Origin of the sequence: Geobacillus thermopakistaniensis, assembly GCF_000498995.1 — a bacterium.
Classification (GTDB): domain Bacteria; phylum Bacillota; class Bacilli; order Bacillales; family Anoxybacillaceae; genus Geobacillus; species Geobacillus thermoleovorans.
The window spans coordinates 1-14,200 of sequence record NZ_AYSF01000070.1 but is presented as its reverse complement, the minus strand read 5'-3'; the positions used below and the strand labels follow the sequence as shown (position 1 = coordinate 14,200).

Sequence of the window (14,200 nt, the reverse complement as noted above, 5' to 3'; positions counted from 1 at the left end):
TATCGCGCGCCGCTGCTTTTGGATCCGGCTTGCCGTCCGGCCCTTCTGGGTTGACGTAGATTAACCCCATTTGCACCGCGGCGAGCGGGTTTTCGAGCTCGCGATCACCGGAATAGCGTTCAGAGGCGAGCCACTCTTTTTCCGATCCCCAATAAACGTCTTCTTCCGGATGCCAGACGTCAACGCGGCCGCCGCCGAATCCAATCGTTTTTCCACCCATCGATTCAATAGCGACATTGCCCGCCAAAATGAACAAATCGGCCCAAGAGATTTTGTTCCCGTATTTCTTTTTGATCGGCCATAACAACCGCCGCGCTTTATCCAAGTTGGCGTTGTCCGGCCAGCTGTTTAACGGGGCAAAGCGCTGCGTGCCGGTCGAAGCGCCGCCACGGCCGTCGCCGATGCGGTACGTGCCAGCTGAATGCCAGGCCATGCGGATAAACAACGGCCCGTAATGGCCATAGTCGGCCGGCCACCAGTCTTGGCTTTCCGTCATCAGTTTGCGCAAATCTTCTTTGAGCGCCCAATAGTCTAGTTTTTGAAACTCCTCAGCATAGTTGAACTCTTCATCATGAGGATTCGTTTTTCGGTCATGTTGATGGAGAATGCTTAAGTTCAGCTGGTTCGGCCACCAGTCTTTGTTCGTCGTTCGATTCGAAGACTGATTCGTTACGCTTCCGTGAAACGGACATTGGGCTGCATTCTGACGATTTTGATTTTCCATTCTCCTGTTCTCCTTTCCCTTAATTAACAAAAAATAGAAATTCCATCATTACCATTTCTAACTGTTTTGTTGCCAGTCAAAAATGATAATGATTTGTACATTAGAATTATACTAAATTTATATTTGATAGTAAATAATAAAAGATACCTTTTATTATTTTTATTTGTGTTGCTATACCAGTCCAAGGTATGCCACTATTAATTTATGTTTCAATTGATTTAGAATTCAGTTATTTTTTAATATATAAAAGACGATGGCTTGTTTCATGAAAAACGCCGCTAGCTGAAAAAGGCAAACGCAGCACTAAGAACATCGTTGACGATTCAATTGACGCTAAAAGATGCCGCTCTCCGCCCGGCGTTAGCCGTGCTTGATCCGGAGCTGACGTTTACGATGCGGAAGCCAGTGACTGCAGCAACGGGGGTGGATGCCTTGCGTCAGAAATAGCTTGATCATACGCTATTTTCTTATGAAAGTACCGCTCAACGGACAACCACTGCCTGCCGGAAAGAATATACGATGCCCTGGTATAATCGTAATAAGTATAAAAACATTTCAACCACTTACATGATATATAGTCAAAAACCGGTCATTCATCTCCTCATGAAAATGAGGGGGATTCTGACCGGTTTCTCCTAAAGCGGACACCGTTAAGAAGGGAAATAGAGCTCTACAGCCCGATGCTGGCCATAAAACCGATAACGCCTCGGGAAATCGTGTACGATCTCATAGCTTGGGTAGTCATCCAACCGAATGGACCAGCGAATGCGCCCATCTTTGATGAAAGATAGCAGACCGTCTGATCGTTCGATGCCATCAAAGAAAAACCCGTCACGCGCCACCAGCTCGTCTTCTTCATAGAAGTTGACGACAACTTGGCGATGGCGGTATTCCGTCAGCAAAGAAAGCAAGTCACCCACGTTTTCTCTCTCCCTTACACGTGATTAGATCGGCCAAAATAGATGAAGGAGAAACAAACCGGCAAACAGCAAGGCAGAGACAAGATGAAACGTTCTTCTCCACCCTGACGCTTTTTGCCGCCGAAGGACACCTGCAAACAAGGTGATGGCCAACATCGCGAGGCTTGCATAACCGGTCACCAGTTTCCCATGGCCAAAACCGATCACCGCTCCGAGTTTCCATGCCATCACCACTCCGTGAAAGACAATCAAGCTCGTTCCGGCAACCGCGAGCGGGATGTGGGCTTTCATCATGCTTCTTGCTATCCGCGCTAACGTGACTTTGACCTTCCGGATTTTTGTTTTGCGGATGACAAGGAAGATAAAATACATATTGACATTGACCAAAAACAGCAGCACCGCCACTTGTGCCAGCCATTTTCCTGCCAGCACCGCAGCTGAGTCGTTCGGGCGAAACAGCCAGATATAAACCGCCGTGCCGATCACCAATAGCGCATTAATGATCATCCAAACATAGTGGGCCATACATCCTCCATGGTTGTTCCGTTTACCATCCATTTTACCCCAAAAAACCATCCCGTCGGAGTGAGGATCATCACACCACAAACGCAGGGGCACTTCCAATACCTAGGTGCTTCCCCTCATTGACGGAAAGCCGTAGGCCGACTTTTTCACTCAACCAAAGCCAATCGGTTCATCCCATGTCGAAGAGAGCGACGCTCTGCCTGAGATGAACCGATGGCTACTTTGTCACCAGGGCTCGATTGTCCATAACCGTTTGTCTCTAAATGGTGCCGCGGCATCTAAACTCGACGGCGGGCNCACTCAACCAAAGCCAATCGGTTCATCCCATGTCGAAGAGAGCGACGCTCTGCCTGAGATGAACCGATGGCTACTTTGTCACCAGGGCTCGATTGTCCATAACCGTTTGTCTCTAAATGGTGCCGCGGCATCTAAACTCGACGGCGGGCATCGTCTTTCGCTTGTTATAACACTAGATATACCCCGATTCCCGCCGCTAGCACAAGGGCCAACCCGGCATAAATCAACACTAGGCGGGTGAGATTGCCTTTGGTTGCTGATGTGTACTGTTCGTCCCCCCGCCCCGACAGCGCGAGCGTGCCGATGAGGCCTGCAAGCATCACGACAGCCGCGGCAATCATTGAGATCGTCAACGTTCTTCCCCCTCTTTCGTTTGCCTGTCGGATGAAAGCGGCTCAACACCTATCTGCAAGGCACGGGCGCCAAACTTCGCCTGCAGCTGTTCAACCGTTTTCCAAAGCGGTTCCATTTTCGCCTCCTTTTCATAATGAAACAAATCGAGCTGCTTCACGGCCCCGGTCCGGTCAAACACATGGAGCGCGGCGACGCCAAGAAGCCGCACTGGACGACCGTCCCAATGCTTTTGGAACAACCGTACAGCATAGGAAAAGATGTCTTCCGCATCCCATAACGGATCCATTCCGGTTTGGCTACGAGTGATGGTTTGAAAATCGTAGTAGCGAATGGTCAGTTGAACGGTCCGCGAGACAACCCGCTTTTCGTTCATCCTCGCACTGACAGACTCAGCCAACTGGCGCAAGACAACGAGCAAGTTCTGTTCCTCATCCATATCGTACGGCAACGTTGTTGAGTGTCCGATCGATTTTCTCTTTTCCGCCGCCACTGGATCAACCGGACGCGGGTCGATGCCGTTCGCTTTCTCTTGAAGGCGCAAACCATAGATGCCAAACGTCTGACGAAGACGCTCGCGGTCAGCTTTGGCAAGATCGCCGATCGTATGGAGGCCAAGCGCATGCAGCTTTTTCGCCATTTTGTCACCAACGCCATGCATGTGTTCGACCGGAAGCGGCCATAGCACGCGCGGGACATCGCGTTTGCGCAGCACGGTGATGCCAAGCGGCTTTTTCATGTCGCTTGCCATTTTCGTCAAAAACTTATTCGGGGCGATGCCAATACTCACCGGAATCGACAACCGCTCAAGCAGTTCTTGTTGGATATGGTGCGCCAAAGCGAGCGGGTGAACCGTTGGCGTCCGCCCGGTCATGTCCAAATAGCCTTCATCAATGGAGGCGCGCTCCAATACGGGCGAGAAACGCTGTAAGCATTGAAACAAGCGACGGCTTACTTCGCGGTATAACGCGAAATCCGGCGGCCGCACGACGAGCGATGGACAGCGTTTTTTCGCTTCCCAAAGCGGCATCGTCGTATAGATGCCAAACTGTTGTTTCGCTACATAGCTGGCCGCCAGCACAATTCCTTTCCGCTCTTTCGGGTCTCCTGCCACAACGACCGGTTTTTTCTGAAGCGATGGATCACGGACGATCTCACAGCTAGCGAAAAACGAATTGGCGTCTACATGAAAAATGATCCGCCCATGCGATTCGCGCTCCGTTTGCATCTTTCTTCCCTTCTTTTCTTTCGTTGTTTCCTATTTTAGCAGATCATTTGTTCGTTGGGAACAACTCAGGTCGCTTTCAAGGCGGCAAAAGCGATTTGTTTGCGGGGCGGAAACCGTTCCGCCGCTTCGCTTTCGCCTGTTGCAGGCTCGCTCTTCCATGTACTCCAGCCCATATACAGCAAAAAAAGAATGCCAGCCCCCATCACGGCTGTTTTCAGCCAAGCGGAACCAAGCCAAACGAGCGAGACGCCCAAAACGGCGAGGAAAATCAACAACGTATCACACAACGACGCCGTCAGCACCGCCGGCAAGGCATGCCGCCAACGCCGCTGGACCGCTCCTTGGGTCAAAATGAACACGTTTTGCATCCCCAATGGCAAAATGAGTCCAAACGCAAGGATAAGCCCGTGAAGAAAGGCCTTCATCATGTTTGGTCCCCCTTTTCCCCTTGCAGCCAGCGATAGATCGAAGCGGCATCTTCTTCATCCACATCCACGACACGGGAGCGGGTGCCGACCGGCATGACGGAAGCCGAGATCGTCACCAACTGTTTTTTTCTTTGCCACCATGTCGTTGCGATTTCCAACGATTGGACGTGACGCTTTAACAAATGCGCGGTCGTTCGCCGAAACCAGCCGTTGCGGAGCGACAGCTGCTTCGAGGAAAGCGCCCAGCCGGCCGCTTGATAGCGCCGCGCCCCGATCCACAGAGCAAGCGGCAACACAAACAAAAGCCCTGCTCCCCATGGACGCTCCATATACGCGGCAACTCCAACCGGAATCGTCAACCAATAAAGCGGGCGAAGCATATATCGACTTTTTGCACGCTGAGGAAGCGGACAAAATGGCACATCGAGGCGATACTCGGGCAAACAAGCCTGAACAATGGGGACGATGCGATGCTTTTTGACCAGCGGGCAAAGAACGACTTCCCCTGACGGTCCGCCATCGAGCGCTCCGCCGGCATGAATAATGGATACAGAGGCGTATCCGAAAAAACGGCGCAGCCAATTCTCATGAATAACGACGCCTTGGACGCGGTCAACAGGGACGGACACCGCTTTTCGTTCCAACCATCCGCGAGCAATCACAATCGTGTCTTCTTGTTTCCGCACGACAAACGAAGCGTACCGGATCATATTTTGCACGATGGCCACTCCATAGGCGGCCAAGAGAATCGACAAGATCAATAGAGCAATATACCATCGTCCATGTCCGTTCCATGTCGACTGAATATCACGGACAAGCGCCTCATACGGAATGAAGTCGCTAAATTGCGACAAAAACGCACATAAAGCGGCGACCACGCCAAGCGCCCCACCGCTTGTCAACGAAGCGACCCATACTTCTTTCATCGATAAGGTAAACAGAACAGGATGTGGGCGGTTCGCGAGTGGCTCCGGATGGGAAGCGCTTTCCGCCTTGTGTTTCGCCTGTTCCACGCATCGTTGCAGGCGGCGGGCTTCTTCCCTTGATATGGCCCGAAGCGTCACTTCTGCTTCACCGAGGGCATCGCCCGCCGTCTCAATATGCACTTGGACGACCCCCGCCATCCGCTGCCAGATTCCCTCTGTCACCGAAATCCCATGAATGCGCTCCAACGGAATGGAACGTTTTTTGCGAACAAACACCCCTTCTTCAACGACCAAGCAAGTGTCATCCCACTCATATGTAAAACGAAGCCAAGAAAGAACGCCCATGACCAGCGTGTAAATGAGGGCGGCCAACGGCACAAGAATATCGGTCCATGAAAACCCATGGCGACTGCCGGCTGCCATGATGACTAGAAGAGGAACGACCATATTTTTTAATTCTTTTCCTAGCCCGGCCATAATGGCAATCGGATGGAGGCGGCGTCTTGCTTTACGCGTCATTGTCATCCGCCACCTTCGCCCACTCCGCAATCAAGCAGCAAAGCCGTTCTGCTTCTTCCATCGGAAGAGCGGGAATTTCATGAGCGGCCGCCGCCGTGAACACCGCGATGGAAGCCAATCCATACCGCTTAAGGAGCGGGCCTTGCCGCACATCGACATACTGAACGCGGGTCATCGGAATGAGCGTTCGCTTCGTGGACCAGACCCCGCGCTGAATGTCGATTTCTTCTTCGCGAATAGCGTAACGCCAACGGCGCTGGCGAAGCACAGGCACCCATCCCACCCATAGAACCACTTCAATCAACCAGATGCCGGCTAACATCCCCAAACACCATTTCGGGACATGAAAGCGCGCCAGCACCCACGCCATTCCGCCAATGACGGCGCCAGAAACCAATGTCCCCAACGCTCCGGTCCAACGCCACACGGTGATGGCTTTTTCCGAAATCGGTTTACCGCTGTTGCGAAGCATCCTACCAATCTCCTTTTGGCGAGTTCAAAATCTGTTTCCAGTATAACAAAACATTTCCACATTAACGACATGTTTTTTGCGAAACATTGACAGAAAAACAAAACAATTATATTCTAAAACTATCTTTTTTGCTTAACTGCATAAAAGCATAAAAGCAAAAAAGCACATCATGAAATGAACTTCGTGTGAGAAAGGTTGTTGCTGTATGGAACATTCCCGCCCCTCATTGCAAAAAGGGCTGCTGCCCCGCCATGTGCAGTTGATGGCGCTCGGCGGCATGATCGGCACCGGCATTTTCAAAGGGAGCTCTGATACGATTCACATGGCCGGACCGAGCGTTATTCTTACGTATCTCCTCGGCGGCGCGCTGTTGTTTCTCATTATGGCCGCCTTAGCGGAGATGGCCATCGCCTATCCGGGTGAAAACGTTCAGCATTTGATCCGCCGGGCGTTTGGATTTCGCTGGTCGTTTCTCGTCGGGTGGCTGTATTGGGCGAACTGGACGTTGGTCACGGTCGTCGAGCTGCTGGCGGCAGGCAGTTTTTTGCGCTATTGGATGCCGGCGGTGCCGCTTTGGCTGCTCGCTCTTAGCTGCGCGCTGTTTATCATCGTGCTGAACTTGTTTCCTGTTCGCTACTATGGGGAAACAGAATTTTGGCTCGCTGGGTTGAAAGTGGCGGCGCTGGGGCTGTTCATCTTGCTTGGGGTCGGCATGTGGTTGGGAGTGATCGAAGGAGCGGACGGAAACCCATGGAGCCGTTATGCGACGTACGACGCCTGGTTTCCGCATGGGATCGGCGGCATGATCAGCGCCCTGCTTGTCGTCATGTTTTCATACGGCGGGGCGGAGCTGATCGGTGTAGCGGTGACGGAGATGAAAGACGCCGACCGGGTGCTGCCGCGGGTGATCCAAACGACGATATGGCGGGTCATCGGCTTTTATGTGTTGCCGATCGCCATCATTTGCGGCATCATGCCCTGGAGCGCCGTATCGGCGGAAAACAGCCCATTCGTCCAAGTGCTCGAGGCCACTGGCATTCCGGGCGCCGCCCATGTGATGAACGCTGTTTTGCTTGTGGCCGTCTTATCGGCAGCCAACACCGGGGTGTACGCCACGTCTCGCTTGCTCTTTTCCATGGCTGAGCAAGGAGAAGCGAGCCGCCGCTTGTTGCGGACGACGCGACACGGGGTTCCGCTTTACGGAATGGGAATGGTCGCCGTCTGCATCGCTCTAGGGGTCGTTGGCGCGTACTTGGCGCCGGGGCGGATCATCGGCGAGCTGATGACAATCCCTGGGTTTACGGTGCTGATCGTCTGGATGATGATCGGCGCGGCCCAACTCAAACTGCGGCCGCATTACGACACGAATCCGTTTTTCCGCGTCAAAGGATTTCCGTACACGACGCTCATCGCCGTCGTGTCGCTCGGCGCGATTTGGGTGAGCTTTTTATTCCAGCATGATCATCGAATCGGGTCGGTTCTTTGCCTAGTGATCTTGGCGGTTCTGGCGATGTATGGGGCGGTCAAAGAAAAACAGCGCCGGCTGCCGGAACAGAACATCGACGAACAATCTGCATGAACAAGAGTGCACAAAAAACAGGCCGCTCGTGCCGTTATGGCCGGCGCCTGTTCTCTTGTCGTCCCCGGCTGATCCCCCGCCATTCCTCCCATGCCCGCCAGCCGATAACCGCCATGCCGAACGCTAAGATCGGCGCCTGCTCATCCACTCGCCGCTCGGCCCATAAACGATACAAACGGATCGCAGCCCCGTATACGAACCAACCGAGGCAAAACAACAATGCCCCCAGCCAAAACCCTTTCATCGTTTCCTTCTCCCTGTTCATGTTCCCTTCCGCCGGAAAAGGCGGATTTTCTCGCTCATTCTTTCTGTCATCCAACAGACTTTTGATTTCATTCTACCTGATGACCTTAAAAACAACAGGGATGCCCCTAAGGCCCTCCCTGTCGTGCAATGGACAAAAGGGGCGTCTCGCCGCTTCGGAACTCCCTCGCTGCGTGGATGGTCCATTCCTTATTTCGCCGGCGAAAGTTCATCTTCGGTCACCCATTTATGGTTGGTCACTTGTTCGCCGGTCTCTGTATCGATGTAATCGACCATATACACCGTCGTTTGTTGGGCAGAGTCGATGATGGCTTTCGCGCCTTTCATCCCTTCCATATGGTCGGCATTCAAGACGACTTCGTCCCCCGGCTGGAACGGTTTGTCACCGGCGTTTTCGATTTCTTCATGGATGACCCATTTATGGTTTTTCACTGGTTTCCCGCCCGTGGTTGGAGTGTATGTGACCGTATAGACGATCGTGTCAAAGGCACCGGTGACAGTCGCCTTGGCTCCATCCATTCCCGGCATATGATCCGCATGGATGATGACTTGGCTTCCAATCGGATACTTTGGTTGTTTCGCTTCCTTCAATCCAGCCGGCACCTCTCCTGAACCCGAGTGGTTCATTCCCTCATGACCGGTGTGAGAAGCCGTATTTTCCTTTGGCGCTTTGTTGTCGTCTGCACCGGTGCAGGCGGATAGCAAGAGCGCTGCCATGACCGAAGTTGTGCCTAGCAACATTTTTAATTTTTTCATCGTTTTCACCCTCCTTGCCTTGTTAGCATACCCGGCATTTGTGCAGATTTTATGGAGATGGCCTTGATCGTGCAAAAAGTGGCGACCGTGCATGTAAACATGTGATGGAAAGGCGAGGTTTGCCGGTCTGTGGAGCTGCAGGCTGTGGTGCAAGAGGAACCGATGAGCCCTGGACGCAGGAAGACGGCAGATGGCCGCAGCGGATTTCCCCTGTTTTTAAGTATACAAAGTCTCTTCCACCGCCTTAAACGGAATAGGGAGCGGGAGCCTGCTGTTTCCGCTTCTCCGTTTCATCCAGGCATCTTTTTCCTTATCTTCCGCCAAATAAACAAAAACATGGCTCCGGATAAAACAGCAAGAATGAGTTTTCCTTGCCACGTGACGCGGATCACCTGATCGACAGCATACGCTTCCATCCATAAAGCTGGGAGCTTGCCGAGCGAACTGGCGGCCGCAAAGACGGGGAAGGACGTGCGGCCGATGGCGGCGACAAACGTTACCACCCCTGATGGCACAAACGGCAACAGTCGAAGCGCGAAAATGAGCCCAAACGCCTCCTTGCCACTGGCATGAAGCAACGGTTTCACCTTGGGATGGGAAAGCCATGTGGTTTGGCTCCATCGGCGAAGTCCTTTTCGATACAAGACAAACGAGACGACCGCTCCGAGCGCCTCGCCGGCAAACGACACCCAAAAGCCGGGCCAAAATCCGAAAACGGTCAAATTGGCGGCAGTCAAAAAGGTGCTTGGTACGACCCCGAGCACGCTGATCGCCACATTACAGGCTAGACTCAAGAAGTACGCCGCTCCGCCGTATGCTTGAAGGAACTCAATCATCCGTTCTTCCATTTGGCCCAAACGCCTCTCTTTCCGAAAATGGTTATGACTTGCGCCCTTCCCATTTGTAGCCGACGCCCCAGACCGTCTGCAAATATTCGTCCGCTGGGAACCCCGCTTTACGTAATTTTTCGCGGATGTTTTTCATGTGGGAGTCAACGGTCCTCTCTTCCGTATCAGCGAGATAGCCCCATAGCGATGCGATGATTTGCCCTCGGCTGAACACCTGATTCGGGTGCTTTAACAGCAGTCCCAAAATGGCAAATTCTTTCGGCGTCAACGCAATCGGCTTATCTTCGTAGCGGACCGTATGTTCCTCTTCGTCCCATACAAGCCCGGCCGCGCGAATGGCGGAACGACCGCCGGCTGTACGGCGCAGCACCGCTTCAATGCGAGCAAGCAGTTCCGCCTCGTCAAACGGTTTCGTCACATAATCGTCCGCTCCGATTTTCAATCCTTGGACAATATCCGCCGTCTCATCGCGAGCGGTGACCATCATGATCGGCACATTCGAAAACGATCGGATGCGGCGGCACGTTTCCCATCCGTCGAGTTCTGGCATCATGACATCAAGCAGCACCAAATCGGCATGATGGCGCCGCAAATAGTCAATGGCTTCCGCCCCCGAACGCCGTTTCACGCAGCGGTAGCCGTTCGGCGCTAAATACAATTCCAATAAATCAAGCATCCGCTCTTCATCATCAACCAACAGCAAGGTATACATCGTTATCCCTCCGGCAGCGTAATGAGGATGGTCGTTCCTTTTCCTTGTTCGCTTCTAGCGGCGATCGTTCCCCCGTGCGCCTCGACGATTTCTTTGGCAATCGCCAAACCGAGTCCGGTCCCGCCGCTTGTCCGCGACCGCGATTTGTCAACCCGGTAAAACCGCTCGAAAATCCGGGGCACATCTTCCGGCGGAATGCCGGTTCCTTCATCGGACACGGCAATGACGATTCCTTGCTTTTGAAGGTGAACGGCGACGGCCACCGTCGTGCCGGAAAACGCGTACTTTCGTGCATTGTCAAGCACGTTGATCATCACTTGCTCGAACCGCTGCCGATCGATCGCGGCCATGACCGAACCGGGGCACTGGCACACAAGCGACAGCGATTTTTCCTGAAACGCGGGGCGCAGTTTTTCACACAATTTTGTCAAAAACGAACAAAGATTCGTCGGCTGCTTTTCAATCTGGAACGAGTGTTGCTCCAGTTTGGCTAATTCAAACAAATCTTTGACCATCTTTTCAATCTTTTCCGCTTCTTCGTAAATGATCGCCATATAGTTCGCCCGCTGCTCCTCAGACAGATGCGGACGCCTAGCAATGTCGGCGTATCCTTTCACATACGTCAGCGGCGTGCGCAATTCATGAGAGATGCTCGCTAAAAATTCGCTCCGCTCTTGTTTCAAATACGCCAAATCGTTGGCCAGCGTTTGAATCGCTCTCCCGAGTTGCGCCAGCTCGTCGTTGCCTTTCATCTCGAGGCGGACGGAAAAATCCCCCCGGCTGAGCGCCTCGGTCGCCTGTTTCATGCGAAGGAGCGGCATCGTGATGGCGCGGGAGAAAAAGGCGATGGTCAACACGGTGATCGCCACCGACAGCACGCCAACGACGATAAAATGATGCTTCAGTTTATACACCATCGTCCGGATCGAGCGGGTGTCTTGAAACATATACACATATCCTCTTGTTTCACCCCTGATTTGAATCGGGCTGACGGCGGCGATATGCGATGCCCGCTTCCAGTCGGTTTCGACCATCATTCCCCGGCGGGGAATATGGCGACCGTTCGTTAAAGGAATGATGCGCTTGGCAAACGGAACAATGCCGCTAGAAGCCGATACAATCCGGCGCCGGGCGTCAGTGATGGCGACATCGGTTTCCGCCTCTGATTCCATCATCACGACATGCGCCAACGTCGTTCGATCGTTATTTTTCTCCAAGACGTTGCGGTGGCTGTTTCCCCGCGCCAACAGCTGCGCGAATTCTTCCTCGATGCGCGCATGGACGAGCGTAGCGTAGAGGGAAACGAACAGCACCATTTCAATGGCCAAGACAAAGGCAAAAAACAGCATTCCGAGTTTCCATGACAGTTTTCGCACGGATTCCTCTCCTCATCCATCAAGCCCGAGTGTCATTTCAATTTTACTATTTTATTTGGCAAATGTGCAGAAAGTGTGGAGATGCGGCTTTGCGCCGCGCCAAGGCGTCTTGTCCTGCCAAGGAGACAAACCTTGGCGGATGCGTCTTTTTCCTTCTTCCTTTATACTAAGAAGCAGACTGTGCTCATGTGGAGACGACAGAAAGGGGTTTATCGATGAAATCGCTCGTGTTAGCGGAAAAGCCGAGCGTCGCTCGCGACATCGCCCGCGTGCTCGGTTGCAAGCAAGCGCATAAACATTATTTTGAAGGAAAGCAACATATTGTCACCTGGGCGCTCGGCCATTTAGTTGAGCTGAAGATGCCGGAAGACTACGACCGGAAATACGAAACATGGCGGCTGGAGGACTTGCCGATCATCCCAAAGAAAATGGGCTTGAAAGTCATCCGGCAAACGAGCCACCAGTTTCGCGCCATTGAACGGTTGGCGAAACGACCGGATGTGAAAGATGTCATCATCGCGACCGACGCGGGCCGTGAAGGGGAGCTTGTGGCGCGCTGGATTTTAGAGATGATCGGTTGGACGAAGCCGATTTGGCGGCTATGGATTTCGTCGCAAACCGACCGCGCCATCCGCGACGGGTTTCGCCAGTTAAAGCCCGGGGCGCAGTTTGACCGGCTGTATCAATCGGCCGTCTGCCGCGCCGAAGCCGACTGGCTGATTGGGTTAAACGTCTCGCGCGCCTTGACGACAAAATACAACGATCCGCTTTCGGCCGGGCGCGTGCAAACGCCAACGCTCGCGATGATCATCGAGCGCGAACGCGAGATCCAATCGTTCGTTCCCGTGCCATATTGGACGATTCGGGCGAAGATTGGTTCCATCACGGCCGTATGGGAGCGGCATGGAGGACATCGTCTGTTTGACCAAGACGAAGCGAAGCAGCTGATCGCCCGCCTTGACGGTCAGCCGGCGCGCGTCGTGTCAGTCAAGCGGAAACGAAAAAGCGAGCCCGCCCCGCTGCCGTATGATTTAACCGAGCTGCAGCGGGATGCGAACAAGCGGTTTGGCTTTTCGGCGAAAAAGACGCTCTCGGTGTTGCAGCGGCTGTATGAACAACACAAACTCGTCACGTACCCGCGCACCGATTCGCGTTATTTGCCAAGCGATATGGAAGCGACGATGACCGAGCGGTTGTTGGCGATGAAATCCGGTTATGAGGACGTCATCGCTCCGCTCCTTGCCAAAGGCAAAGCCAAAGCAGCCAAGCGGGTATTTAACGATGACAAAGTGACCGATCATCACGCCATCGTTCCAACGGATGAGCGGCTCAACCTTAGCAGGCTGTCGACTGATGAGCGCAAGCTGTATGATCTCATCGCCCGTCGCTTTTTGGCGCTGTTTTTCCCGCCGTATGAATCCGAAACGACGACAGCTGTCTTTGACATCGGCGGCGAAATGTTTGTCGCCAAGGAGACGGCGGTTGTGAACTTCGGATTTAAAGCGGTTCTCGGCAAAGAAGAAACGGATGCCAAACCGACGTTGTCACACCTCGCAGAAGGTCAGACGCTCCCATCGGTGCAGCTTGAGAGGGAACAATCGTTCACCGAACCGCCCGCCCGTTATTCGGAAGCCGATTTGCTCGCGCAAATGGAGAAATACGGGCTCGGCACGCCGGCGACAAGAGCGGACATCATCGAACGGCTGGTTGAAACCGAAGTAGTCGAGCGAAAAGACGGACGGTTTTATCCGACGAAAAAAGGGAAACAGCTGATTGAGCTCGTCAATGAAGAGCTGAAATCGCCGGAATTGACCGCCCGCTGGGAGCGGGAGCTGGAGGCGATCGCCCGCGGGAAAGGAAATCCACAACAATTTTTGGCCAACATCCGCCGTCAAACCGAAACGCTTGTCGCCGAAATCAAGCAGAGCGAGCAGGTATACAAAGCGCCAAACCTCACAAATCTCACATGCCCAGAATGCGGTGCGCTTTTAAAAGAGCGGAAAACGAAAGACGGACGGATGCTTGTCTGCTCGAACTTAGCGTGCCGCTACCGCCGCCGGCGCGACCCGAAACTGTCGAACCGCCGCTGTCCGCAATGCCACCGGCGCATGGAAATGCATGAAGGAAAAGCAGGGATGTATTTCCAATGCCGCCCGTGCAATATTGTCGAAAAAGCGGACGAGACCAAACGCATCGCCGCAAAAGGCAGCGAACGGGCGCTTCTCAAAAAATACAGCCCGGCCAACGAGATCGGAAGAGCACATGTCTGAACTCC

The 14,200-nt window shown here is 53.4% G+C and carries 16 protein-coding genes; 3 read left to right on the top strand and 13 right to left on the bottom strand.

Annotated elements, in window-relative coordinates; all coding sequences use genetic code 11:
* Positions 1–724: peroxidase family protein (locus T260_RS0120705; protein ID WP_031213021.1), on the bottom strand; the 724-nt coding region annotated here is incomplete at its 3' end.
* A 315-nt stretch (positions 725–1,039) separates the two neighbouring features.
* Between T260_RS0120705 and T260_RS1000000139615 the strand changes: the two genes are divergently transcribed.
* On the top strand, positions 1,040–1,171 hold the full coding sequence (locus T260_RS1000000139615) for an iron-containing alcohol dehydrogenase (RefSeq protein WP_023634322.1): 132 nt from the start codon (positions 1,040–1,042) through the stop codon (positions 1,169–1,171).
* 203 nt (positions 1,172–1,374) lie between these two features.
* Here the strand turns inward: T260_RS1000000139615 and T260_RS125500 are convergent, their stop codons facing one another.
* From T260_RS125500 to T260_RS125525, 7 genes are all read right to left on the bottom strand, one after another.
* Positions 1,375–1,644, bottom strand: a complete 270-nt coding sequence (locus tag T260_RS125500) for a hypothetical protein (protein ID WP_014195798.1) — start codon at positions 1,642–1,644, stop codon at positions 1,375–1,377.
* A 24-nt stretch (positions 1,645–1,668) separates the two neighbouring features.
* The gene (locus T260_RS125505; RefSeq protein ID WP_021321394.1) at positions 1,669–2,169 is read right to left on the bottom strand and encodes a hypothetical protein; all 501 of its coding nucleotides are present in this window, start codon (positions 2,167–2,169) and stop codon (positions 1,669–1,671) included.
* A gap of 461 nt (positions 2,170–2,630) precedes the next feature.
* Positions 2,631–2,819, bottom strand: coding sequence for a hypothetical protein (locus T260_RS04210; protein ID WP_023634321.1), 189 nt, complete (start codon positions 2,817–2,819; stop codon positions 2,631–2,633).
* Positions 2,816–4,045, bottom strand: a complete 1,230-nt coding sequence (locus T260_RS125510) for a DNA polymerase IV (protein ID WP_023634320.1) — start codon at positions 4,043–4,045, stop codon at positions 2,816–2,818. The genes T260_RS04210 and T260_RS125510 overlap by 4 nt, the downstream gene beginning before the upstream one ends.
* 65 nt (positions 4,046–4,110) lie before the next feature.
* Entirely contained in the window at positions 4,111–4,473 is a 363-nt protein-coding gene (locus T260_RS125515) for a LysE/ArgO family amino acid transporter (RefSeq protein WP_023634319.1), read from the bottom strand.
* Positions 4,470–5,918 carry a PH domain-containing protein gene (locus tag T260_RS125520; RefSeq protein ID WP_023634318.1) on the bottom strand — a complete coding sequence of 483 codons (1,449 nt, stop codon included), beginning with the start codon at positions 5,916–5,918 and terminating at the stop codon, positions 4,470–4,472. The genes T260_RS125515 and T260_RS125520 overlap by 4 nt, the downstream gene beginning before the upstream one ends.
* Complete coding sequence (locus tag T260_RS125525; RefSeq protein WP_014195793.1) at positions 5,908–6,390, bottom strand: PH domain-containing protein; 483 nt, start codon at positions 6,388–6,390, stop codon at positions 5,908–5,910. The genes T260_RS125520 and T260_RS125525 overlap by 11 nt, the downstream gene beginning before the upstream one ends.
* A gap of 205 nt (positions 6,391–6,595) precedes the next feature.
* Between T260_RS125525 and T260_RS125530 the strand changes: the two genes are divergently transcribed.
* Positions 6,596–7,969, top strand: a complete 1,374-nt coding sequence (locus T260_RS125530) for an amino acid permease (protein WP_023634317.1) — start codon at positions 6,596–6,598, stop codon at positions 7,967–7,969.
* Between the two features lie 34 nt (positions 7,970–8,003).
* On the opposite strand, the gene T260_RS125535 is transcribed toward T260_RS125530, so the two are convergent.
* From T260_RS125535 to T260_RS125555, 5 genes are all read right to left on the bottom strand, one after another.
* Positions 8,004–8,213 (bottom strand): hypothetical protein, encoded by a 210-nt coding sequence (locus tag T260_RS125535; protein ID WP_023634316.1) that lies wholly within the window; start codon positions 8,211–8,213, stop codon positions 8,004–8,006.
* A gap of 209 nt (positions 8,214–8,422) precedes the next feature.
* Positions 8,423–8,989, bottom strand: a complete 567-nt coding sequence (locus T260_RS125540) for a YdhK family protein (protein ID WP_023634315.1) — start codon at positions 8,987–8,989, stop codon at positions 8,423–8,425.
* Positions 8,990–9,279: 290 nt separating this feature from the next.
* A complete protein-coding gene (locus tag T260_RS125545; protein ID WP_023634314.1) occupies positions 9,280–9,837 on the bottom strand; it encodes a TVP38/TMEM64 family protein in 558 nt (185 codons plus the stop codon).
* A 31-nt stretch (positions 9,838–9,868) separates the two neighbouring features.
* Positions 9,869–10,549, bottom strand: a complete 681-nt coding sequence (locus T260_RS125550; protein WP_011231185.1) for a response regulator transcription factor — start codon at positions 10,547–10,549, stop codon at positions 9,869–9,871.
* 2 nt (positions 10,550–10,551) lie between these two features.
* The gene (locus T260_RS125555) at positions 10,552–11,925 is read right to left on the bottom strand and encodes a sensor histidine kinase (protein WP_013523746.1); all 1,374 of its coding nucleotides are present in this window, start codon (positions 11,923–11,925) and stop codon (positions 10,552–10,554) included.
* Positions 11,926–12,140: 215 nt separating this feature from the next.
* Here T260_RS125555 and T260_RS1000000141150 point away from each other — a divergent pair, with 215 nt between their 5' ends.
* A complete protein-coding gene (locus T260_RS1000000141150) occupies positions 12,141–14,195 on the top strand; it encodes a DNA topoisomerase III (protein ID WP_023634313.1) in 2,055 nt (684 codons plus the stop codon).
* Positions 14,196–14,200: the final 5 nt, after the last annotated feature.